Source organism: Streptomyces sp. NPDC026246 (assembly GCF_055567995.1).
The window spans coordinates 162,375-185,654 of sequence record NZ_JBVHPJ010000007.1; the positions used below are offsets into that span (position 1 = coordinate 162,375).

The window sequence follows — 23,280 nt, forward strand, 5'->3', positions numbered from 1 at the left end:
CCTGTGACCGCGGCCCCGGGGAGCCGTGCCCGGAGCCGGGGACATGCTCCGGGCGATCTCGAGAACCGACGACAAGGCACACACGTGAACATACGCAACCAGTGGCCGGTCCTGCCGATCGTGGCGGGACTCGCCTCCGGCCTGCTGACCGGCTGCGGCACGGAGACCGGGGACAGTGCGGGGGACGGCTCCAACGTGGTGGTGGGGATGTCCGACGACGTCCTGGCCACCGACCCCGCGTCCGGGTACGACCCGGGCTCCTGGCTGTTGTTCAACAACGTCTTCCAGTCGCTGCTCAGCTTCCCCAAGGGCGCCACCGAGCCGCAGCCGGAGGCCGCCGAGAGCTGTGCCTTCGCCGACACGCAGACCACGGTCTACAAGTGCACGCTGAAGGACGGCCTGAAGTTCAGCACCGGTGACGCCCTCACCTCCGAGGACGTCAAGTTCTCCTTCGACCGCATGCTGAAGATCAACGACCCCGACGGGCCGGCGATCATGTTCCCGACGCTGGAGAAGGTCGAGACCCCGGACGACAGGACGGTCGTCTTCCGGCTCAACACGGCGGACGCCACCTTCCCGAGCAAGATCGCCTCCGGTGCCGGCTCCATCGTCGACCACCGCTCGTACGACGCGGACGGGCTGCGCAAGGACGGCGGGGCCGTCGGCTCCGGCCCGTACAAGCTCGAGTCGATCGACGACAGGCAGGCCGTCTTCGCGGTCAACGAGAACTACAAGGGCACCGCCGAGGTGAAGAACACCGGCGTGACCCTCAAGTTCTTCAACGGCGACCAGGCCGCGCTCAAGCGCGCCATCCAGGACGAGGACGTCGACATCGCCTACCGCGGTCTCACCGCGGGCGACATCGCCGACATGGAGAAGGCCGACGACGGCACCGGCGCGGAGGTCGTCGAGGGCAGCAGCGCCGAGGTCCAGCACCTGGTGTTCAACATGGACCACCCGGTCGCCGGAAAGCTCGGCGTCCGCCGGGCCATCGCCCACCTGATCGACCGCGACGCCCTCATCCGGGACGTGTACCAGGGCACCGCGACCCCGCTGTACTCGATCGTCCCGGCCGGTATCGCCGGTCACAACACGGCCTTCTTCGACAGGTACGGGGCCCGTCCCTCCACGGCCAAGGCCAAGGAGGCGCTGCGCGAGGACGGCATCACCGGCAAGGTGAAGCTCACCCTGTGGTCCACCCCGGTCCGCTACGGCCCGGCCACCGACCAGGAGCTGAAGGCCATCGCCGGCCAGCTCAACGCGAGCGGCCTGTTCGAGGCGAGCGTCGAGTCCGTCCCGTTCGGCCAGTACGAGAAGGACATCGCCGCCGGCAAGTACGGCGTCTACGTCAAGGGCTGGGTGCCGGACTACCCGGACGCCGACAACTTCACCGCGCCCTTCTTCGGCAAGGGCAACGTGCTGGACAACAACTACGACAACAGCACGATCACCGGTTCGCTCGTCCCGCGCACCGCGGCCCTGACCAACCGGGGCGCGACCGACAAGGAGTTCGGCGAGCTGCAGGACATCGTCGCCGACGAACTGCCCGTCCTGCCGGTCTGGCAGGCCAAGCAGTACGCGGTCGTCCGCGAGGGCGTCTACGGCCTGGAGTACTGCCTCGACGCGTCGACCGTCTTCCGCTTCTGGGAGCTGAGCAAGGACGACGCCTGACCCCCCCGCACCACCAAGAGGCCGCCTCCTGCTCCGGCAGGGGGCGGCCTCGTCGTCACGGCGTGCGGGCTACTGCGCCCCGGGGCGCACCAGCCCGGACTCGTACGCGTACACCGCCGCCTGCACGCGGTCCCGCAGGCCCAGCTTGGTCAGCACATGCCCGACGTGCGTCTTGACGGTGGTCTCGCTGACGAACAGGTCCGCGGCGATCTCGGCATTGGACAGCCCGCGCGCCACCAGCTTGAGCACCTCGACCTCACGGTCGGTCAGCGTGTGCAGGGTGTCCGGCACCGGCTCGTCCCCCGACGGCAGGTGCGTGGCGTACTTGTCGAGCAGCCGGCGCGTGATGCTCGGCGCGAGCATCGCCTCGCCCGCGGCCACGACCCGGATGGCCTGCACCAGCTCGTTGGCGGGGGCGTCCTTCAGCAGGAAGCCGCTGGCCCCGGCCCGCAACGCCTCCACCACGTACTCGTCGAGGTCGAAGGTCGTCAGCACGAGCACCTTCGCCGGGCCGTCGCGCCCGGGGCCGGTGATCTGCCGGGTCGCCTCCACGCCGTCCATCCGCGGCATGCGGATGTCCATCAGGACCACGTCCGGCTGCAGGGCCCGCACCTGGTCGAGCGCCTGGAGGCCGTCTCCGGCCTCGCCGACGACCGCGATGTCCTGCTCGGCCTCCAGGATCATCCGGAAGCCCGTCCGGAGCAGCGGCTGGTCGTCGACCAGTAGGACGCGGATGGCCACGTGAGTCTCCTTCGCTAGTCCGGCCCATTCTGCCCTGCGCCGACCCGCCGGACTCGGCCGCCCTCACGGCAGCGGCTGAGCCGGCACCTCCGGCGCGCGCACCGGCAGCGGGTAGGGCGGGGGAGTGCCGCCGAACTCCGGGCAGTGCGCCTGGTGGTCGCACCAGCCGCACAGCTTGGTGGGCCGCGGCCGCCAGTCGCCCGACTCGGTCGCCAGCCGGATCGCGTCCCACAGCGCCAGCAACTTCCGCTCGACCCGCTCCAGATCGGCCGGCACCGGGTCGTACGTCAGCACCTGGCCACTGCCCAGGTACACCAGCTGGAGCCGGCGCGGCACCACGTGCTTCAGCCGCCACACGACCAGGGCGTAGAACTTCATCTGGAACAGGGCGCCCTCGGAGTACTCGGGGCGCGGCGCCTTGCCGGTCTTGTAGTCGACGATCCGGACCTCGCCCGTGGGCGCCACGTCGACCCGGTCGATGATGCCGCGCAGCCGCAGCCCCGACTCCAGCTCCGTCTCGACGAACAGCTCCCGCTCGGCCGGTTCCAGCCGGCTGGGGTCCTCCAAAGTGAACCAGCGCTCGACGAGCTGCTCGGCCTCACCCAGCCAGCGCGCCAGCCGCTCGCCCTCGGGATCGTCGGCGAACAGCTCCCCGACCTCCGGCCGCGACTCCCGCAGCCGCTCCCACTGGCCGGGGATCAGGGACTTGGCGCGCGGCGGTGTGCGTTCGCCCGCCGGGGCGTCGAACAGGCGCTCAAGGACCGCGTGGACCAGCGTCCCCCGGGTCGCGGCCTCGCTCGGCTTCTCCGGCAGCCGGTCGATGACCCGGAAGCGGTAGAGCAGCGGGCACTGCATGAAGTCGCTCGCGCGTGAGGGGGACAGCGAGGCGGGCGGTATGGCCGCGGATCCGGTCACCAGCTCGCTCACGGCGGCGGTCTCGGCCGCCGCCTCCGCGACGGTCCTGACCGCGTCTGCCTCGGCCACGGCCGGACCGGCCGCATGCCCTGCCGCCGCCTCCGCGGCAGGGCCGGTCCCGGGCTGTGCGGCGCCCTCGGTGCTCGTCTCCATGCCCCAGACCATACGGCCCGGCACTGACAGTGACCCACCACCCGTTCGTGAGGGAAGCCGGCAGAGGAGGTCGACGTACGGGAAACACAGGGGGTGCCGGGGCGGAACGTGCCCCGGCTGACGCATACCATCGACACGAGACCCTCCCGTCCGGCAGGCGCGGGAGACGCTTCGAACGAGGGGACACCGGTGGACGAGAGCGGCGGGCGCGGGCAGCCGCGGTCCGGCAACGACGAGTCGGCCGACCGCCACACGGGGCTTGTGCCCCCGGCTGCCGACCGGCCCTCCACCGACGATCGCGTCCCGGCCGAAGGGCCCGCCGAGGGCGACCACACCGAAGCCGGCCACCCGGTCGCCCCGCAGGTCCGCCTGCCCACCGGCACACCCCACCCGGCCGCCCCCGCGCCCGCCCCGGTGGACCCGGCGGACCCCGAGCAGCACCCGGAGGCATCCGCGCCGCAGGACCCCGCGGGCGGTGACCCGGAGCCCTCTCCCGCGGCGCCGGCCACCTCCCCCCGGCCGGTACCCGCCCGCCGGCGGACACCGAGCGGTCCCGCCGATGCCGAAGGCTCCGCGGACACCCCGACCCGCAGCCCGGCCCCGGCCAGCGGCGAGCGCGCCACCGCCGACGTCCCCCCGTCCGCCGACGACGCCCCCGGCACCCGCGACCCGCACGGCGACCCGGCCGGTACCGCCGACCCCGCCGCTCCCGCCACCGCCGCGGACGGCAGCCGCACGCCGCAGGGCGACCCCCGGGCCGACACCACCCACCCCGCGCCCGACCTCCACAAGACCCCCGGACCCCGGCCCGACGAGCGCGACGCCCACCCCGAGCGGGCCTACGCCGGCGGGGACCACGGCGGCCCCGACGGCAGGGGCCCCGCCCCGCAGCGGCCGGAGCCCCGGGGCGGGCTGCTCATGGGCCGGCCCTTCGGCGTGCCGGTGTACGTCGCACCCAGCTGGTTCCTCGTCGCCGCGCTGATCACCTGGGTGTTCGGCGGTCAGCTGGAGCGCGTCCTGCCCGAGCTGGGCGCCGCGCGCTACCTGGTCTCCCTGTTCTTCGCGGTGGCCTTCTACGCCTCGGTGCTGGTGCACGAACTGGCCCACACGGTCGCCGCCCTCCGCTTCAAGCTCCCGGTCCGCCGCATCCAGCTCCAGTTCTTCGGCGGCGTCTCCGAGATCGAGAAGGAGGCCGAGACCCCCGGCCGCGAGTTCGTGCTCGCCTTTGTCGGACCGCTGCTCTCCCTCGTCCTGTCCGGCCTCTTCTACGCCGCCATGCAGGCGGTGGAGCCGGGCACCGTCCCGGGCGTGCTGCTGGCCGGCCTGATGATCTCCAACCTCATCGTGGCCGCCTTCAACCTCCTGCCCGGCCTGCCCCTCGACGGTGGCCGGATGCTGCGCGCCGTGGTGTGGAAGCTCACCGGCAGGCCGATGACCGGCACCGTCGCCGCCGCCTGGGTCGGCCGCGCCCTCGCCGTGTCCGTGCTGATCGGGCTGCCCCTGCTCACCCAGTCCGGCGCCCTCGGGACCGAGGCCGTCGACAACGTCGGCATGGACACCGTCCTCGACGCCCTGCTCGCCGCGATCCTCGCCGCCATCATCTGGACGGGAGCCGGCAACAGCCTGCGCATGGCCCGGCTGCGCGAGCACCTGCCCGAGCTGCGCGCCCGCAGCCTCACCCGGCGCGCGGTCCCGGTCGAGGGCGCCACCCCGCTCTCGGAGGCCCTGCGCCGCGCCAACGCCGCCGGGGCCCGGGCCCTGGTCGTGGTCGACGCCGACGGCAAGCCCCTCTCCCTCGTTCGGGAGGCCGCCATCGTCGGCGTACCGGAGCACCGCCGGCCCTGGGTCGCGGTCAGCGGCCTCGCCCAGGACCTCACCGACGGCATGCGCGTCTCAGCGGAACTGTCCGGCGAGGAGCTCCTGGACGCCCTGCGCGCCACCCCCGCGACCGAGTACCTGGTGGTGGAGGAGACGGGCGAGATCTACGGCGTCCTGTCGGCGGCCGACGTCGAGCGGGCCTTCGTCAAGGCGATGGCACGGCCGTCCTAGGGCCGTACGCACCCACCCGGGGGCCGTCCGGGTGGTCGGCGGCCCTCTCCGGGGCCGGTAGGCTGGTCACATGTCCGAACCGACCGGTGCCGCCCGCAGGCGCGGGCCCTTCAAGGTCGGGGACCAGGTTCAGCTGACCGACCCCAAGGGCCGCCACTACACGTTCACGCTCGAGGCCGGGAAGAACTTCCACACCCACAAGGGTTCCTTCCCGCACGACGAGCTGATCGGCGCTCCCGAGGGCAGCGTTGTCCGTACCACGGGGAACGTCGCCTATCTCGCGCTGCGCCCCCTGCTCCCCGACTACGTCCTGTCCATGCCCCGCGGGGCAGCCGTCGTCTACCCGAAGGACGCGGGGCAGATCCTCGCCTTCGCCGACATCTTCCCCGGCGCGCGCGTCGTGGAGGCCGGTGTCGGCTCCGGCTCGCTCAGCAGCTTCCTGCTGCGCGCCATCGGCGACCAGGGCATGCTGCACTCCTACGAGCGCCGCGAGGACTTCGCCGAGATCGCGCAGCAGAACGTGGAGCGCTACTTCGGCGGACCGCACCCCGCCTGGCAGCTCACCGTCGGCGACCTGCAGGACAACCTGTCCGACACCGACGTCGACCGCGTCATCCTGGACATGCTCGCCCCCTGGGAGTGCCTGGAGGCCGTCTCCAAGGCCCTGGTCCCCGGCGGCATCCTGTGCTGCTACGTCGCGACCACCACCCAGCTGGCCCGGACCGTGGAGTCCATCCGTGAGATCGGCTGCTTCAACGAGCCGACCTCCTGGGAGACCATGATCCGCAACTGGCACATCGAGGGCCTGGCCGTCCGCCCGGACCACCGGATGATCGGCCACACCGGCTTCCTGCTCACCGCCCGGCGCCTCGCGGACGGCGTCGAGCCGCCCATGCGCCGCCGCCGCCCCGCCAAGGGCGCCTACGGCGAGGACTACGCCGGCCCCAACGCCGACGGCGGCGCCGCCCGCTGACGACGCTCCGTCACCGCACCCAACGCACGGGCGCCACGGCCGAGTTCCCGGATCCCCACCGGAACTCGGCCGCGGCGCCTTTTCGTTGCCACGGCGGGTGAACCGCCGGGGAAGACCGTTGACCTGGACACAGGGCCCTCCCGGGCCGCGGCGGTCCGCCGCACGCACCGGACCGCTGACACGGTGGCAGGTGGCCAACCCCTCTCCCTGCCCCGCCGAAGGACGTGCACACCCCGCCGTTCCCTCCGGATGTGACGTGTGGCACCATCTTGGCCACCCCACCGGCACAGCCCTCAGGAGACCCTCCTAGTGCAGCCTTCCTCCGTTCCGGAGCTCGCCCACACGCACACCCGCCCCATCCACTGGCTCGCCACCGCCACGGCCCTGGCCGGTGTGGTGGCCCTCTCCTCGGTCCTCCAGCCGGGTGCCGCCACGGCCGCCCAGCCGGACGCGCCCGGGACCGGAAGCACCCCGGTGCACGCGGCGCCGCCCGATCCCGCCGCCGTGACGTTCCCGGTCGAGTGCGGACCGGTGAAGGCCGTCGTCCAGAAGAAGGCGTCCGGGGACCTCGACGGCGACGGCCGCCCCGAGACGGTGGCCGTGGTCCACTGCGACTCCCCGATGGGCACCCCGCCCGACGGCGTGTACGTCCTCACCCGGGACGCGGACAGCGGCAGACCCCGGCTGGTGGCCACCCTGCTCGACCCCGAGGACGGCAGCACGGTCGGTGACTTCGCCGTGCGCGGCGGCGCCGTGACGGCGACCCTGCTCGGCTACTCGTCGGCGGAGGTGCCCCGTTGCTGCCCCGACGAGAAGAGCGACGCGAAATGGCGTTGGCGCGACGGCACGTTCGTCCGCTCCACGCCGGCCGGCGCGCGCAGCGTGTGAGGACGACGCGGCGGCGCAAGCCTGTGACGGATCAGACAGTTGTCACGGAGCGTGCGGAACCGATCACCCGGCGTCCGGTCCGTAGACTTCCGCCCTGTCCGAAACCCGACGTACGTGGATGCACTCGCCCGGACACTCCTTCGCCGAGTCGATCACATCGGTGAGGAGCGGCAGCGGGACCGGCGTCGTCGCCCCCTTCTCCTGGAGCAACTCGTCCTCGGCGCTCTTCACATAGGCCAGACCGTCGATGTCCAGCTCGAACACCTCGGGCGCGTACTGGGCGCAGATGCCGTCGCCGGTGCACAGGTCCTGGTCGATCCAGACCTCCAGCGCCTCCCCGGCGACGTCCGCCTCCTGCTGCACGCTCATCTCTCCTGCCGTTTCTCCGCCGTGCCGTACCGGGAATCCGGCCAGCTCCGGCGGGTGTTGAACGCTTCGACCCTACCTGGGGCTGGGTTCCAATCATGTTCGCTGGGTATTCCCCTGGCGTGAGGGAGAGCGCAAGGGTGAAGATCGGACACACCCCGACCGTCTTTGTGATCTAGGGGTTTCAATCGACACCCGCCCAGGTAGGGTCTGGAAGCGTCCAGCTCCCCTTGGAGGAGGTGAGGACCGTGGCAGCCCACGACGACGACATGAACCGCGGCATCCGCCCGGGACGCGGGTCCGACGACCCGGCCGGGCAGATCGCCTACCTTGAGCAGGAGATCGCCGTCCTGCGACGCAAGCTCGCCGACTCTCCGCGACACACGAGGATTCTCGAAGAGCGGATCGTCGAGCTGCAGACCAATCTGGCCGGCGTGTCCGCGCAGAACGAGCGACTCGCCAACACGCTCCGTGAGGCCCGCGACCAGATCGTGGCCCTCAAGGAGGAAGTCGACCGGCTCGCACAGCCGCCGGCCGGCTTCGGTGTCTTCCTGACGGCGAACGAGGACGGTACCGCCGACATCTTCACCGGCGGCCGCAAGCTCAGGGTGAACGTCAGCCCCAGCGTCGAGCTCGAAGAGCTCCGGCGCGGCCAGGAAGTAATGCTGAACGAAGCGCTCAACGTGGTCGAGGCCATGGAGTTCGAGCGCGTCGGTGACATCGTGACCCTCAAGGAGATCCTCGAGGACGGCGAGCGGGCCCTGGTGCTCGGGCACACCGACGAGGAGCGGGTGGTGCGGCTCGCCGAGCCGCTGCTGGACGTCACCATCCGCCCCGGCGACGCCCTCCTGCTCGAACCCCGCTCCGGGTACGTCTACGAGGTCGTGCCCAAGAGCGAGGTCGAGGAACTCGTCCTCGAAGAGGTCCCCGACATCGGCTACGAGCAGATCGGCGGTCTCGGCGGCCAGATCGAGGCCATCCGCGACGCGGTCGAGCTGCCGTACCTCTACCCGGACCTGTTCAAGGAGCACGAACTGCGGCCGCCGAAGGGCGTGCTGCTCTACGGGCCCCCCGGATGCGGCAAGACGCTCATCGCCAAGGCCGTGGCCAACTCGCTGGCCAAGAAGGTCGCCGAGGTGACCGGCCAGGCGGCCGGCAAGAGCTTCTTCCTCAACATCAAGGGCCCCGAGCTGCTCAACAAGTACGTCGGTGAGACGGAGCGGCAGATCCGCCTCGTCTTCCAGCGGGCCCGTGAGAAGGCCAGCGAGGGCACACCCGTCATCGTCTTCTTCGACGAGATGGAGTCCCTCTTCCGCACCCGCGGCTCCGGTGTCAGCTCGGACGTGGAGAACACCATCGTCCCGCAGCTGCTCGCCGAGATCGACGGTGTGGAGGGCCTGCAGAACGTGGTCGTGATCGGTGCCTCCAACCGTGAGGACATGATCGACCCGGCCATCCTGCGCCCCGGCCGGCTGGACGTGAAGATCAAGATCGAGCGTCCGGACGCCGAGGCCGCCAAGGACATCTTCGGCAAGTACCTCACCGAGCGCCTCCCACTGCACTCCGACGACCTCGGCGAGCACGGCGGCCGCAAGGACGCCACGGTCCAGAACATGATCCAGACGGCCGTGGAGCACATGTACGCGGAATCCGAGGAGAACCGCTTCCTGGAGGTCACCTACGCCAATGGTGACAAGGAAGTCCTGTACTTCAAGGACTTCAATTCCGGCGCCATGATCGAGAACATCGTGGGCCGTGCCAAGAAGATGGCGATCAAGGACTTCCTCGAGAAGAACCAGAAGGGTCTGCGCGTCTCCCACCTCCTCCAGGCCTGTGTGGACGAGTTCAAGGAGAACGAGGACCTGCCCAACACCACCAACCCGGACGACTGGGCCCGGATCTCCGGAAAGAAGGGCGAGCGGATCGTGTACATCCGCACGCTCATCACCGGAAAGCAGGGCGCGGACACCGGACGCTCCATCGACACGGTGGCGAACACCGGTCAGTACCTGTAAAAGGCAGGGCGGCTGCGGGTGCCCGTCGCGGGTACCCGCAGCCGACTGCTTTTCGGGCCACGGCTGGAGCAACGCAATGACGCAAATGATCTCCCCACCAGCGCAAAGGCGTTCTAGGCTCTTCCGTACCGCCACGTCGCGCAGTGCGGGGACGGGCACCGCACACGCAACCGAGCGCCAGCGGTATCTGAGTGGCGCCCACGACCGAGGGTGCCGCCGGGCAAGGAGGGCCGCATGACCGTACGGCGAGTAATGGGCATCGAGACGGAGTACGGGATCTCCGTCCCCGGCCACCCCAACGCCAATGCCATGCTCACCTCGTCCCAGATCGTGAACGCCTACGCGGCGGCGATGCACCGGGCCCGCCGGGCCCGCTGGGACTTCGAGGAGGAGAATCCGCTGCGGGACGCGCGAGGCTTCGACCTCGCCCGTGAGGCCGCCGACTCCAGCCAGCTCACCGACGAGGACATCGGCCTGGCCAACGTGATCCTCACCAACGGTGCGCGGCTCTACGTCGACCACGCCCACCCCGAGTACAGCTCTCCCGAGGTGACCAACCCGCGGGACGCCGTGCTGTGGGACAAGGCCGGCGAGCGGATCATGGCGGAGGCCGCGGAACGGGCCGCCCAGCTGCCCGGTGCCCAGCCGATCCACCTGTACAAGAACAACACCGACAACAAGGGCGCGTCCTACGGCACGCACGAGAACTACCTGATGAAGCGGGAGACCCCCTTCTCGGACATCGTGCGCCACCTGACGCCCTTCTTCGTCTCCCGCCAGGTCGTCACCGGCGCGGGCCGCGTCGGCATCGGCCAGGACGGGCACGAGCACGGCTTCCAGCTGAGCCAGCGGGCGGACTACTTCGAGGTCGAGGTCGGCCTGGAGACCACCCTCAAGCGCCCGATCATCAACACGCGCGACGAGCCGCACGCGGACGCCGAGAGGTACCGCCGGCTGCACGTCATCATCGGCGACGCGAACCTCTCCGAGATCTCGACGTATCTGAAGCTGGGCACGACCGCGCTGGTGCTGTCGATGATCGAGGACGGCTTCATCGCCGTGGACCTGGCCGTCGACCAGCCCGTGCGCACCCTGCACCAGGTCTCGCACGACCCGTCGCTCAAGCGGCTGGTCACGCTCCGCAGCGGCCGGACGCTCACCGCGGTCCAGCTGCAGATGGAGTACTACGAGCTGGCCCGCAAGTACGTGGAGGAGCGCTACGGCGCCGACGCGGACGACCAGACCAGGGACGTCCTGTCCCGCTGGGAGGACACCCTCACCCGTCTGGAGCACGACCCTATGAGTCTGGCCGGCGAGCTGGACTGGGTCGCCAAGCGGGAGCTCATGGAGGGCTACCGGCGCCGGGACAGCCTCGACTGGGACGCCGCCCGGCTGCACCTCGTCGACCTCCAGTACGCCGACGTACGGCCCGAGAAGGGCCTGTACAACCGCCTGGTGGCCCGTGGGCGCATGAAGCGGCTGCTGGACGAGGCGGACGTGGAGCGGGCGCGTACGTCGCCGCCCGAGGACACCCGGGCGTACTTCCGCGGCCGCTGTCTGGAGCAGTACGCGGACGACGTCGCGGCGGCCTCCTGGGACTCGGTGATCTTCGACCTGCCCGGCCGGGATTCCCTGCAGCGGGTCCCAACCCTGGAACCGCTTCGCGGAACGCGTAATCACGTCAAGGAGCTCCTGGACCGCTGTCGCACCGCGGAAGACCTGGTCAGGGTCCTGTCCGGGGGATGAGCGCGTGGCGTGGGTACCCGGACGGGGCCCGCCGGACAGGGTGGAAAATCCCGGGTCCGGGAATCATCGAGGTGGCCCCCGTACGTTGGAGCAACTGCGGGGCCGTTGTCAGACCGGGCGAGTAGGGTCTGATCTTGACCGAGCAACTGTGTCGGGCGAACCGAGCGGGGTGAGGGATATGGCGACGAAGGACACCGGCGGCGGACAGCAGAAGGCCACCCGGTCCACCGAGGAGGTCGAGGAGCAGTCTGCGGAGGCGCAGGGCTCCGAGGACCTCAAGGAGCGTCAGGAGAAGCTGAGCGACGACGTGGACTCGGTCCTGGACGAGATCGACGATGTGCTCGAAGAGAATGCCGAGGACTTCGTGCGCTCCTTCGTTCAAAAGGGCGGTCAGTAAGGCGCTCGCTCTCGTCCCGCAGGCGGGCGAGGGGCACGGGTGACGGACGGGCGGAGCGCGGAGCGCTGTGCGCGGGGCGGTCGGTGACAGGCGCTCCCGTGTGCGGCGCTCCGGGCGTCGGCGGCGTCCGGAGCCCGGCGGCCCGCCGGCCGTCGCACGACGGGCGAATGCGGCGTCGGCCCGGTCCAGTTGGTTCCGCCGGGCATGTGGATCACCGCCGAAGGACGGGTAGGGTCCGAGGCATACCGCGCCCCCGGCCGCAGGACCGGGGTTGTACCAAGGATCGGCCCGACGTCACTGGGCGGGCTGCCGCTTATGTGGAAGGAATCGCGTGGAAGCCAACACTCGTAGCACCGGGCGTCTGCCATCTGCCTTCCTGACGCCAGGCTCCTCCTCCTTCATGGACTTCCTCTCCGATCACCAGCCCGAACTGCTGCCGGGGAACAAGAAGTTGCCGCCCGTGCAGGGCGCTGTCGAGGCACCGCACGGCACGACGATCGTGGCCGTGACGTTTCCCGGCGGTGTCGTGCTGGCCGGTGACCGGCGGGCCACCATGGGCAACGTCATCGCGCAGCGGGACATCGAGAAGGTCTTCCCCGCCGACGAGTACTCGGCGGTGGGCATCGCCGGTACGGCGGGCCTGGCCGTGGAGATGGTGAAGCTGTTCCAGCTGGAGCTGGAGCACTTCGAGAAGGTGGAGGGCGCCCAGCTGTCCCTGGAGGGCAAGGCCAACCGGCTGTCGACGATGATCCGCTCGAACCTCGGGATGGCCATGCAGGGCCTGGCCGTCGTCCCGCTGTTCGCCGGGTACGACGTCGACCGGGACAAGGGCCGCATCTTCTCGTACGACGTCACCGGCGGTCGCTCCGAGGAGCACGGGTACGCGGCCACCGGGTCCGGCTCTATCTTCGCGCGCGGCGCGATGAAGAAGCTCTTCCGGGACGACCTGAACGAGAGCGAGGCCACGACACTCGTGGTCCAGGCGCTCTACGACGCGGCAGACGACGACTCGGCGACCGGCGGCCCCGATGTCGCCCGCCGGATCTATCCCATCGTCACCGTGATCACCGAGGACGGCTTCCGCCGGCTCACCGAGGACGAGGCGTCCGAGATCGCGCGCTCCGTCCTCCAGCGGCGACTGGAGCAGCCCGACGGGCCGCGGGCCGCGCTGCTGTGAGCGGCCGGCCGTCTTCGTGAGGGTGGTCCAGTGAACCGACGGAATCTTCAAGAGAGGGACGGATAACCGGTGTCGACGCCGTTCTATGTCTCACCCCAGCAGGCGATGGCCGACCGGGCGGAGTACGCCCGCAAGGGCATCGCGCGTGGCCGCAGCCTGGTCGTGCTGCAGTACGCCGACGGCATCGTGTTCGTCGGCGAGAACCCGTCCCGCGCGCTGCACAAGTTCAGCGAGATCTACGACCGGATCGGCTTCGCGGCCGCCGGCAAGTACAACGAGTACGAGAACCTGCGCATCGGTGGCGTCCGCTACGCCGACCTGCGGGGTTACACCTACGACCGGGCCGACGTGACGGCCCGCGGCCTGGCGAACGTGTACGCGCAGACGCTGGGCACGATCTTCTCCAGCGCGGCCGAGAAGCCCTACGAGGTGGAGCTGGTCGTCGCCGAGGTCGGGGAGACCCCCGAGGGCGACCAGATCTACCGGCTGCCGCACGACGGATCCATCGTGGACGAGCACGGCTCGGTCGCGGTCGGCGGCAACGCGGAGCAGATCAGCAGTTACCTGGACCAGCGGCACCAGGACGGCATGACGCTGGCCGAGGCACTGAAGCTGGCGGTCCAGGCGCTCTCGCGCGACACCAACGGCAGCGAGCGGGAGATCCCCGCGGAGCGGCTGGAGGTGGCGGTGCTGGACCGGACGCGGCCGCAGAAGCGCAAGTTCAAGCGGATCAGCGGGCGGCAGCTGTCGCGGCTCCTCGGAGCGGACGGCGGCAGCGCGCCGGCGACGTCGGAGGAGGACGCCGAGTAACCGGCGGACGAGGTCGTAAGCGAAGGGCCCCGGCTCCGGCCGGGGCCCTTCGCCGTCCTGCGAGGGCGGGTCGCCCGCCGCTAGGAGCGGCGTGGCGGGGCCGTGGAGGCCCGGACGACCAGGTGGACGGGGATGTCGCCGCGCTCGGTCTCGCGGCCCTCCAGGACGGCCAGCAGGGCCCGCATGCCGCGTTCGCCGAAGAGTTCCGCGTCCAGGCGGACCGTCGTGAGCTCCGGGTCGAGGGCCGTGGCCAGCGCCAGGTCGTCCAGGCCCGTGACCGATACGTCGTCGGGGATGCGCAGGCCCAGGCGGCGGGCCGCCTTGTAGACGCCGGCGGCCAGCTTGTCGTCGTCGCAGACGACGGCCGTCGGACGCTCGGCGCGGGCGGAGAGCGCGTCATGGGCCGCTGCCCGGGCGCCCTCGATGGAGATAGGGGCCCGGGCCGTACGGACCGATGTGCCGGGCACCCGCGAGAGCCTGGCGGCCAGTTCCCGGGAGCGCACCTCGAACGTCCAGGACGGCACGTCGGCCGCCAGGTGCAGGAAGCGGCGGTGGCCCAGGGACAGCAGGTGCTCGCTGATCTGGCGGACGCCGTCGGCGATGTCCAGGTTCACCGTCGCCGCGCCCAGGCTCCCGGCCGGGTCGCTGTCCAGCATCACCAGGGGCAGGGCCTCGCCGCGGATCGCGCTGAGCGCGTCCGCCGCCATGGACGAGGCGATGACGCCGTCCAGGGCCGCCTGGGCGGAGGCGAAGGGGTCGCGGGCGGGGCCGATGCCCTCGGGTGAGGGGTACAGGACCACGCCGAAGCCGTGCTCGGCGGCGACCCGGGCCGCGCCCGTGTAGACACCGGCGAAGAACTCCGTGGTGAGGGCCGGGACGACCAGCAGGACCGTGCGCGTGCGGCCCAGCCGCAGGTGGCGGGCGGCCAGGTTGGGGCGGTAGCCCAGGTCGCGGGCGGCTTCCCGGACCCGCTCCGCGGTGGCCTCGGAGACCCGTCCGCGCCACTTGTCCCCGAGGACCAGGGAGACCGCCGCCTGGGAGACGCCGGCGGCCTGGGCGACGTCCCGGCTCGTGGGGCGGGTGCTGCCTCGTGCCACCGTGGGCCTGCTCTTTCGTCTGGACTCGTGAACAGCGGACATGGTACGTATGGAACTCGACGTTATACGTAAAACCTAGGGCGGGGACATGGCCACGGGATACCTGGAGATCCTTCGGGCGCGACACGCCGCCCGGCTGCTCGTCGGCACGCTCGTCGGGCGGCTGCCCAACGCCACGGGCGCCATCGCCATCGTGCTGTTCGTACGGGCGGAAGGGGGCACGTACAGCCTGGCCGGTGCGCTGGCGGCGGTGTACGGCATCGCCAACGCCGTGGGGCAGCCGGTGCTGGGGCGGCTCGTGGACCTGCGCGGGCAGCCCCGGGTGCAGCTGCCCGCCGCCGTGCTGTCGGCGCTGGCCATGGCCGTCTTCGCCTTCTCCGGCGTCGGCTCGCTGCCCCTCGCCTACGCCGCCGTCGCGGCCGCCGGGCTCTTCACGCCGCCCCTGGAGGGCGGGCTGCGGGCGCTGTGGCCGTCGGTCCTGCGGCGCGAGGACCAGGTGCACACGGCGTACGCGATGGACGCCGTGGCCCAGGAGATCATCTTCACCGTCGGGCCGCTGCTGGTGACCCTGTGCGTGTCCCTCTGGTCGGCCCAGGCGGCGCTGCTCGTGCTGAACGCGGTCGGGGTGCTCGGTGCCCTGTCCGTCGTCGTCTCGAAGCCCTCGCGGGCCTGGCGGTCGGCACCGCGCGAGGCGCACTGGCTGGGCGCGCTGCGCTCGCCGGGGCTGCTGGCGCTGCTCGCGGCGTTCCTCTTCATCGGCATGGCCCTCGGGTCCATCACGGTCGCCTCCGTGCCCTACGCGGACGACCACGGCGGCGACGCCGTGTACGGGTGGCTGATGGCGGCGCTGGGCTTCGGCGCGCTGGTGGGCGGTGCCGTGTACGGGGCGCGGCAGTGGGCGGGCGAGCCCGCGCGGCGACTGCGCGTGCTGGTCGCGCTTCTGGTGGTGTGTTACCTGCCGCTGATGCTGATGCCGGACGCGGTGGCGATGATCGCGCTGACCGCGCTCGCCGGCGTGTTCCTCGCGCCCGCCATCGCCTGCGCGTTCGTCCTGGTCGACCGGCACGCGCCGCGCGGCACGGTCACCGAGGCGTTCTCCTGGCTGGTGACCACCTTCACGGTCGGCCACTCGGTCGGAACGGGCGTCGCCGGGCCCGTCGTCGAGCAGGGCGGGGCCCTGTGGGGCTTCACCGTGCCGGCCGTCGCGGGCGGCGTGTCCCTGCTGGTTTTGATCGCCACAGGACGGGTAGTCGCAGCTCCCGGCCAGGGGGCGGTCGTTGCGGCCGGTTCGGAAAATGATCCGAACCGTGCCCTCGAACCCCGTTTCAGTTCAGGGGATCGGGCGTAATGTTCCCTCATGGACCGCCGCATTTTCGGGCTGGAGAACGAGTACGGCGTCACGTGCACGTTCAGGGGACAGCGCCGCCTGTCTCCTGACGAGGTGGCGCGGTACCTCTTCCGCCGTGTCGTGTCATGGGGCCGCAGCAGCAACGTCTTCCTTCGAAACGGCGCCCGCCTCTATCTCGACGTGGGTTCGCATCCGGAATACGCGACACCGGAATGCGACAACGTGATCGAACTGGTCACCCACGACAAGGCCGGCGAGCGCATTCTCGAAGGACTTCTGGTGGACGCCGAACGACGCCTGCACGAGGAGGGAATCGCGGGCGACGTCTACCTCTTCAAGAACAACACCGACTCGGCGGGCAACTCCTACGGATGCCACGAGAACTATCTCGTGGCGCGGCACGGGGAGTTCTCGCGGCTGGCGGACATCCTGATCCCGTTCCTGGTCACGCGGCAGCTGCTGTGCGGCGCGGGCAAGGTGCTGCAGACGCCGCGCGGGGCCGTGTACTGCGTCAGTCAGCGGGCCGAGCACATCTGGGAGGGTGTCTCCTCGGCGACCACCCGCTCCCGCCCGATCATCAACACGCGCGACGAGCCGCACGCGGACGCCGAGCGCTACCGCCGCCTGCACGTCATCGTGGGCGACTCGAACATGTCCGAGACGACCAATCTGCTCAAGGTCGGCGCCACCGACCTGGTGCTGCGCATGATCGAGGCCGGCACGGTGATGCGGGACCTCACGCTGGAGAACCCCATCCGGGCGATCCGCGAGGTCAGCCACGACATCACCGGCCGCCGCAAGGTCCGGCTGGCCAGCGGACGCGAGGCCTCCGCCCTGGAGGTGCAGCGCGAGTACTACGAGAAGGCGCTGGACTTCTGCGAGCGCCGCGGCGTGCGCACCGGCACGGTCGAGCGGGTCCTGGAACTGTGGGGCCGCACGCTGGACGCGATCGAGAGCGAGGACCTCGACCGCATCGGCACCGAGATCGACTGGGTCATGAAGTACAAGCTCATCGAGCGCTACCGGGCCAAGCACAACATGACGATGTCCCACCCGCGGGTCGCGCAGATAGACCTCGCCTACCACGACATCCACCGCCGTCGTGGCCTGTACTACCTGCTCGAGAAGAAGGGGCAGGCGGCCCGGGTCTGCAACGACCTGAAGATCTTCGAGGGCAAGTCCGTCCCGCCGCAGACCACTCGGGCCCGGCTGCGCGGCGACTTCATCCGTCGGGCCCAGGAGCAGCGCCGGGACTTCACGGTCGACTGGGTGCACCTGAAGCTCAACGACCAGGCGCAGCGCACCGTGTTGTGCAAGGACCCGTTCCGTTCGGTGGACGACCGGGTGGAGAAGCTGATCGCCGGCATGTGACGGCGTTCCGCCGGGCGGCCCGCCCGGCGGTTGCCCGGTGCCCGGAGGTGTCGCACCTCCGGGCACCAGGCTTTTTGCTGTGGCCCGGCTGTGAAGGACGTCACTCGAGGCCCCGTGCGCCCTCGGAGCGGAATCGTCCGTTCCCATCCCGTTATCTGGTGATTCGTCCCGGCTGGACGGAGGTGCCGGGCGGCTGCGTGCCGGCTGCCTCTATCACGCGGCCTCGAACGCCCCTGCCCGACACGCCGGGACGGGCGCCGTCCGGGTCCGGGCGGATCGCCGCGAGGGCCGGAATATTCGCGTGATCATGTCAGTGGCGTCGGGTTTACTCCTGGTGGCCGCCATGACCATGACCAGGTCGGCGGCAGTGCCGCGAGGTCCCGTCCGGGGGCCTCGGAGGCATCCACACACAACGGGGGCCCACTTTGCGCTCTGTCACGACCAGAACCCGACACGCAACCGTCCTCGCCACGGCCGGAGTCGTCATGACGACGGCGCTGGTGGGGCTGAGCGCGTCGAACGCCGAGGCGTACTGCCGTTCCGGCATGGTGAAGTGGAACAGCAGCGGCGCCAAGACCATAGGTGCCAACACCACATTCCCCAGCAGCCTGCGGGCAGGCCTCAACGGCGGACTGAAGCAGTGGAACCGCAGCGGTTCCGCCCTGCGCTACAACTCGCCCGTCTACACCGCCGGCTGGCAGATCTACGCCTTCCGCGCCTCGTACAGCTACACCAGCCTCATGGGCAGTGCGCCCGGGTACGCCGCGACCCAGCGGTCCGGCAGCACCCACAAGGGCGGAACGCTCTACCTGTCCAACCGCTTCCGCTGGGTCAACGGCAGCCAGAACATCGGCCAGGGCAAGGCGGACGTGCAGACGGTCGCCGTGCACGAGGTCGGCCACTTCAACGGCCTCGCCCATCCCTGGGCCCCGCACTGCACCGACGGCTCCTCCTACACCGACGCCGAGAAGAAGTCGGTCATGACGGCGATCAACACGGGCACGCGCCGCGCGCTCAACAGCGACGACATCGCGGGCATCCGCGCCCTTTACTGAACCGGGGGAATCACGACATGAGCGCACCACGCATCAGACGGCACAGCGGCACCGCGGCGCGCGCGGCGGCCGTTCTCGCCCTTCTCGCACTCGGCGCCACCGCGTGCGCCGACGCCGGCGGGGACGGCCGGGACCGGGCCGGAGGCAAGGGCGGGGAGGCCGTCCGCGTCGTCTCCGGCCACCCCTACGCGGTGGACAGCAGCCCCGGCGCCGCCCTGGCGTTCCCGATGAACGACAACGTCTTCGAGGGCACGGTCGTCGGCACGCGCCCCGACGTGCACGCCGAGGACGTCCTCGACGACGGTTCGACCTTCGAGGTCGTGTACACGCCGGTCGTGGTCCGGATCGACCGGGTCCACAAGGGGCACCTGGAGAAGGGCTCCGAGGTGGTCGTGCGATCGATGGGCGGCACCGCCGACGGGGTCCGCTACGAGATAGCCGAGGCACCGGCGAAGAAGACCTTCGCCAAGGGTGCCTCGCTCGTGGTGTTCGGCAGCGCCTACGAGGCCGTCGACTCGGAGAAGTCCCCGGCCCTGACGCCCAACTTCCTGTACCGGAGGACCGGCGGGGCCTTCGTCGACGCCACCTACGCGCAGGGCGCCCACGACGGCGGCCCGGCCGACCGGGTGGACCGGAGGACGTTCCTCGGCGAGCTGCGCTCGCTGGACGGCGGGGCCTCCTGACCCCCGCCTCCCGAGCCGCACACGCGGAGGCGCCGCCCGGGCCACGACCGGCCCGGGCGGCGCCGTGTCGTCCGTCGGGCCCGGCCGCGCGTGCGCACGCCGTAGAGTGGCGCACATTGGCCCCCCACCCCCGATCCCAGTTGGACTGATGAACTACAACACGAAACGACTCGTGGCCGCGCTGCTGGCCGTTCCCGCCCTGTTGTTCACCGCCGCGTGCGGGTCGGACGACGGGAACAACGGCGACGCGGCGGGAGGCGTCGCCGAGGTCAAGGGAAAGGTCGGGGCGAAGCCCGAGATCTCCGTGCCGAAGGACGGTGACCCGTCCGAGAAGACCGTGGTCAAGACGCTCTCGCCGGGCAGCGGAAGCGCGATCAAGAACGCCGACTTCGTCCGCCTCGACTGGACCGTCGAGAAGTGGGGCGACGACAAGGAACTGGGCGGCACCTGGGCCGCGGGGGCGGCGGGCGACAGCGCCCCGCGCCGGCAGTCCGTCGAGCAGATCGGCAAGCCGAGCCAGCAGCTGCCCGAGAAGGTCCTCGACGCGGTGAAGGGCAAGAAGCCCGGCAGCCGGATCCTGGTGCAGGGCACCGCGGGCGACCTGATCGGCCAGAGCCTGAACACGTCCTCCGGCATCGCCGCCAAGGACGTGCTGATCTGGGTGGTCGACCCGGTCGGCGCCGCGAGCGTCGACGCCAAGGGCGAGGCCGAGGGCGAGCAGGCGGCCTCCGAGTCGGGCCTGCCCGAGGTGAAGGCCCCCTCGCAGAAGGCCGCGACCATCACCGTCCCCAAGGGCGTCAAGGCCCCCAAGGACCTCAAGGAGCAGGTGCTGGTCAAGGGGAACGGCAAGAAGATCGAGGCCGGCCAGGGCCTGATCGCCCAGTACACCGGGGTCAAGTGGGAGGACGGCAAGAAGTTCGACTCCTCCTGGGACCACGGCGGTGCCACGGCGTTCCAGATCGGCAACGGCTCCGTGGTGGCAGGCTGGGACAAGGGCCTGGTCGGCAAGCACGTGGGCGACCGGGTGCTGCTGGTGATCCCGCCGTCGCTCGGCTACGGCGCGAGCCCCCAGAGCGAGCTGTCCAAGAACACGCTGGTCTTCACCGTGGACATCCTGGGCGCGGTCTGACCCGGCTGTCTGTGAGACTGTCCCCGACGCAGGTCACGCAACAAGGAGAGATGAAGTGAGCATCGACAAGCCCGAGATCGACTTCCCGGGCGGCGAGCCCCCGGCGGACCTCGAGATCAAGGACATCTGGGAGGGCGACGGACCGGTCGCCGAGGCCGGCCAGACGGTCACCGTGCACTACGTCGGCGTCGCCTTCAGCACCGGCGAGGAGTTCGACGCCAGCTGGAACCGCGGCACCCCCTTCCGCTTCCCGCTGGGCGGCGGCCGGGTCATCAAGGGCTGGGACCAGGGTGTGCAGGGCATGAAGGTCGGCGGCCGCCGCCAGCTGACCATCCCCGCCCACCTCGCCTACGGCAACCAGAGCCCGACCCCGGCGATCAAGCCCGGCGAGACGCTGATCTTCGTGGTCGACCTGCTCGGCGTCTGATCACGGTCCGACAGACTCGATCACCTGGGGCCCATGCCTGTCCGGCATGGGCCCTCGGCTTTTGCCGTACCACCGTGTGGCGGTACGGTCATCGCTCGTAAGCACCATAGGGAGGCGAAGCGCGTCGATGGCCATTGCCAAGGCCGAGCGGCTGATGAATCTGGCGCTGTGTCTGCTCGGGACCCGGCGGCCGCTCAGCAAGCGCGAGCTGCGCGACTCCATCGAGGCCTACGTCGAGGCCTTCGGGCCGGGCAACGGCTCGGCCGGTTCGGACGACTCGTTCAACCGCATGTTCGAGCGGGACAAGGACGACCTGCGCGAACTCGGCCTGGTGATCGAGACGGTCGAGAACATCGAGGGCGAGGTGGGCTACATGGCCCGCCGCGACAGCAACCGCCTCCCGCCCATCACCCTGGACGCGGAGGAGGCCGCCGCGCTGGGGCTGGCCGCCAAGGTGTGGCAGCAGGCCCGGCTGGCCGGGGCGGCCAGCGGCGCCCTGCAGAAGCTGCGCGCGGCGGGACTGCCCGAGGACGTCGACCCGTACGGGTCGCACGGCGCGCTGGAACCCCGCATCCCCGTGCACGAGGCGGCGTTCGAACCGCTGATGCTGGCCTGCCGGGACCGGCGGCCGGTCGTCTTCGACTACCGCAAGGCCACCGCCGCCCACCCCGAGCAGCGGCACGTCGAGCCGTGGGCGCTGGAGTGCTGGCGCGGTCACTGGTACCTGGCGGGCTGGGACCGCGACCGGGGCGCGGAGCGGGTGTTCCGGCTGTCCCGCATCACCGGCAAGGTCCGCTCCCGCGGCGGTCGGTACACGGCCCCCGTGCCCGACGTGGTCACCGTCCGCGAGACCGTCGCGAGCTGGGCCGGGGAGATCGCCGACCGCTCGGCCCGGATCCGGCTGCGCTCGGACGCCGGGTACCCCCTTCGGGCGAAAGCCACCTCGGTCCGGGAACTCGGCGACGGCTGGGACGAGTTGGAGATTCCGTACGGCCACGGGCTGGACGCCTGGCTGGTGGAGTTCGGGCCCGACGTGGTCGTCCTGGAGCCCGCGGAGCTGCGGGCCGACGTGGTGGACCGGCTGCGTGCCGTGGCCAAGGGCTGAGGGGGAGCGGAGCAAGACAGTGGCAGGCAAACCGGTCAGGCCCGTGAACGCCATCGACCAGACCCGGCGGATGCTCTCCCTGGTGACGTACCTGAGGGAGCGCCCGGGCGCGCGCGTGGAGGACGTGGCACGCGCCTTCGGCATCACCGAGGACGAGCTGGTCTCCGACCTCGACGTGCTGCCCATGTGCGGCACCAGCTTCCGCGGTGGCGACCTGCTCGACATCGACACCGACGGCGAGCGCATCTGGTGGCACAACCCCGCCGCCCTCGCGGCGGAGGCGGCGGAGCCGCTCAGGCTCGCCGCCGACGAGGCCACCGCGCTGCTCGTCGCCGCCCGTGCCGTGGCCACTCTGCCCGGACTGCGGGAGAGCGACCGGCAGGCGCTGCTGCGGGCGACGGCCAAGGTGGAGACCGCGGCCGGCGAGGCGGCGGGCGCCAGCTCACGGCTGTCGGTGACCTTCGAGTCCGAGGGCGGCGTCTTCGCCGACGTCGACCGCGCGATCGCCGAGCGCCGCCGCCTGTGGATCCGCTACTACTCGCCCGCCCGGGACGAGGTCACCGAGCGGGAGATCGACCCGATCCGCCTGGTCAGCGTCGGGCACACCTACGTCGAGGCATGGTGCCGCCGCTCCGAGGCGCGCCGCACCTTCCGGCTCGACCGGGTCGCCGAGATCAAGATCCTCGACGAGCCGTCGGCCCCGCCGGAGATAGAACTGCGGGACCTCTCGGAGGCCCTGGTGCAGCCCGCGGCGGAGGACCCGGAGGTCGTGATCGAGGTCGGCCCCGGCGGCCGCTGGGTCGGCGAGTACTACCCGCACGACAGCGCGGACGAACTTCCGGACGGCGGGCTGCGGATCACTCTGCGGACCCCCGAACCGGCGTCGCTCAGGCGGCTGGCGCTGCGGCTCGGACGGGACGGCCGGATCGTCTCCCCGCCGGAGCTGGCCGGCAGCGCCCGGCAGGCCGCCCGCGAGGCGCTCGCGGCGTACGACGGGATCGAAGCGGTCGAGGCGGTCGAGGCGGACGGTGTGCGGCGCGCCGCGCCGGAGCCGCACGCGGCGCACGCGGTCGCGGACGGGCCGGACGGCACAGGCGAGTGATCCGGGGGCGCCTCCGGCGCGGGCGGTCCAGCGGACCGCCCGGGCAGGCCGGGCACGGCACC

21 protein-coding genes are annotated in these 23,280 nt (G+C 71.3%); 17 read left to right on the forward strand and 4 right to left on the reverse strand.

What is annotated here, in order from left to right:
- Nucleotides 1-84 precede the first annotated feature (84 nt).
- Nucleotides 85-1,671 carry an ABC transporter substrate-binding protein gene (locus tag ACZ4M5_RS19240; RefSeq protein WP_467738309.1) on the forward strand — a complete coding sequence of 529 codons (1,587 nt, stop codon included), beginning with the start codon at nt 85-87 and terminating at the stop codon, nt 1,669-1,671.
- A gap of 69 nt (nt 1,672-1,740) precedes the next feature.
- Here ACZ4M5_RS19240 and ACZ4M5_RS19245 read toward each other — a convergent pair whose 3' ends face one another.
- The gene (locus ACZ4M5_RS19245; RefSeq protein WP_020141342.1) at nt 1,741-2,412 is read right to left on the reverse strand and encodes a response regulator; all 672 of its coding nucleotides are present in this window, start codon (nt 2,410-2,412) and stop codon (nt 1,741-1,743) included.
- A gap of 63 nt (nt 2,413-2,475) precedes the next feature.
- Nucleotides 2,476-3,480 (reverse strand): RecB family exonuclease, encoded by a 1,005-nt coding sequence (locus ACZ4M5_RS19250; protein ID WP_467738312.1) that lies wholly within the window; start codon nt 3,478-3,480, stop codon nt 2,476-2,478.
- Nucleotides 3,481-3,894: 414 nt separating this feature from the next.
- Between ACZ4M5_RS19250 and ACZ4M5_RS19255 the strand changes: the two genes are divergently transcribed.
- The 3 genes from ACZ4M5_RS19255 to ACZ4M5_RS19265 all read left to right on the forward strand — a co-directional run bounded on the left by ACZ4M5_RS19255 (nt 3,895) and on the right by ACZ4M5_RS19265 (nt 7,390).
- A complete protein-coding gene (locus tag ACZ4M5_RS19255; RefSeq protein ID WP_467738750.1) occupies nt 3,895-5,529 on the forward strand; it encodes a site-2 protease family protein in 1,635 nt (544 codons plus the stop codon).
- A gap of 70 nt (nt 5,530-5,599) precedes the next feature.
- The gene (locus ACZ4M5_RS19260; RefSeq protein ID WP_369198164.1) at nt 5,600-6,502 is read left to right on the forward strand and encodes a tRNA (adenine-N1)-methyltransferase; all 903 of its coding nucleotides are present in this window, start codon (nt 5,600-5,602) and stop codon (nt 6,500-6,502) included.
- A gap of 309 nt (nt 6,503-6,811) precedes the next feature.
- A complete protein-coding gene (locus ACZ4M5_RS19265) occupies nt 6,812-7,390 on the forward strand; it encodes a hypothetical protein (protein ID WP_467738314.1) in 579 nt (192 codons plus the stop codon).
- 63 nt (nt 7,391-7,453) lie between these two features.
- Here ACZ4M5_RS19265 and ACZ4M5_RS19270 read toward each other — a convergent pair whose 3' ends face one another.
- Nucleotides 7,454-7,759 (reverse strand): ferredoxin, encoded by a 306-nt coding sequence (locus ACZ4M5_RS19270; protein WP_369198166.1) that lies wholly within the window; start codon nt 7,757-7,759, stop codon nt 7,454-7,456.
- Between the two features lie 245 nt (nt 7,760-8,004).
- Between ACZ4M5_RS19270 and arc the strand changes: the two genes are divergently transcribed.
- The 5 genes from arc (at nt 8,005) to prcA (ending at nt 13,901) form a co-directional block, all read left to right on the forward strand.
- Nucleotides 8,005-9,771, forward strand: coding sequence for a proteasome ATPase (arc, locus tag ACZ4M5_RS19275; RefSeq protein WP_467738317.1), 1,767 nt, complete (start codon nt 8,005-8,007; stop codon nt 9,769-9,771).
- A gap of 234 nt (nt 9,772-10,005) precedes the next feature.
- Entirely contained in the window at nt 10,006-11,517 is a 1,512-nt protein-coding gene (gene dop / locus ACZ4M5_RS19280; protein ID WP_467738319.1) for a depupylase/deamidase Dop, read from the forward strand.
- A gap of 178 nt (nt 11,518-11,695) precedes the next feature.
- Complete coding sequence (locus ACZ4M5_RS19285; RefSeq protein ID WP_333934568.1) at nt 11,696-11,914, forward strand: ubiquitin-like protein Pup; 219 nt, start codon at nt 11,696-11,698, stop codon at nt 11,912-11,914.
- Between the two features lie 331 nt (nt 11,915-12,245).
- Entirely contained in the window at nt 12,246-13,091 is an 846-nt protein-coding gene (gene prcB / locus ACZ4M5_RS19290) for a proteasome subunit beta (protein WP_467738321.1), read from the forward strand.
- Between the two features lie 69 nt (nt 13,092-13,160).
- Nucleotides 13,161-13,901: a proteasome subunit alpha gene (gene prcA, locus ACZ4M5_RS19295; RefSeq protein ID WP_467738323.1), complete on the forward strand. Its 741-nt coding sequence runs from the start codon at nt 13,161-13,163 to the stop codon at nt 13,899-13,901.
- A gap of 80 nt (nt 13,902-13,981) precedes the next feature.
- On the opposite strand, the gene ACZ4M5_RS19300 is transcribed toward prcA, so the two are convergent.
- Entirely contained in the window at nt 13,982-15,040 is a 1,059-nt protein-coding gene (locus ACZ4M5_RS19300) for a LacI family DNA-binding transcriptional regulator (RefSeq protein WP_467738325.1), read from the reverse strand.
- Between the two features lie 46 nt (nt 15,041-15,086).
- Between ACZ4M5_RS19300 and ACZ4M5_RS19305 the strand changes: the two genes are divergently transcribed.
- From ACZ4M5_RS19305 to ACZ4M5_RS19340, 8 genes are all read left to right on the forward strand, one after another.
- Nucleotides 15,087-16,346 (forward strand): MFS transporter, encoded by a 1,260-nt coding sequence (locus tag ACZ4M5_RS19305; protein WP_467738327.1) that lies wholly within the window; start codon nt 15,087-15,089, stop codon nt 16,344-16,346.
- Nucleotides 16,347-16,355: 9 nt separating this feature from the next.
- Nucleotides 16,356-17,717, forward strand: a complete 1,362-nt coding sequence (gene pafA / locus ACZ4M5_RS19310) for a Pup--protein ligase (RefSeq protein ID WP_333934563.1) — start codon at nt 16,356-16,358, stop codon at nt 17,715-17,717.
- A gap of 485 nt (nt 17,718-18,202) precedes the next feature.
- A complete protein-coding gene (locus tag ACZ4M5_RS19315; RefSeq protein WP_467738329.1) occupies nt 18,203-18,772 on the forward strand; it encodes a matrixin family metalloprotease in 570 nt (189 codons plus the stop codon).
- A gap of 17 nt (nt 18,773-18,789) precedes the next feature.
- Entirely contained in the window at nt 18,790-19,455 is a 666-nt protein-coding gene (locus ACZ4M5_RS19320) for a hypothetical protein (RefSeq protein ID WP_467738331.1), read from the forward strand.
- Nucleotides 19,456-19,603: 148 nt separating this feature from the next.
- Nucleotides 19,604-20,584: an FKBP-type peptidyl-prolyl cis-trans isomerase gene (locus ACZ4M5_RS19325; RefSeq protein ID WP_467738333.1), complete on the forward strand. Its 981-nt coding sequence runs from the start codon at nt 19,604-19,606 to the stop codon at nt 20,582-20,584.
- Nucleotides 20,585-20,639: 55 nt separating this feature from the next.
- Nucleotides 20,640-21,011 carry an FKBP-type peptidyl-prolyl cis-trans isomerase gene (locus tag ACZ4M5_RS19330; protein WP_094055282.1) on the forward strand — a complete coding sequence of 124 codons (372 nt, stop codon included), beginning with the start codon at nt 20,640-20,642 and terminating at the stop codon, nt 21,009-21,011.
- A gap of 127 nt (nt 21,012-21,138) precedes the next feature.
- On the forward strand, nt 21,139-22,116 hold the full coding sequence (locus ACZ4M5_RS19335) for a helix-turn-helix transcriptional regulator (protein ID WP_467738334.1): 978 nt from the start codon (nt 21,139-21,141) through the stop codon (nt 22,114-22,116).
- Between the two features lie 19 nt (nt 22,117-22,135).
- Nucleotides 22,136-23,218 carry a helix-turn-helix transcriptional regulator gene (locus ACZ4M5_RS19340; protein ID WP_467738336.1) on the forward strand — a complete coding sequence of 361 codons (1,083 nt, stop codon included), beginning with the start codon at nt 22,136-22,138 and terminating at the stop codon, nt 23,216-23,218.
- The last annotated feature ends 62 nt before the right edge of the window (nt 23,219-23,280 follow it).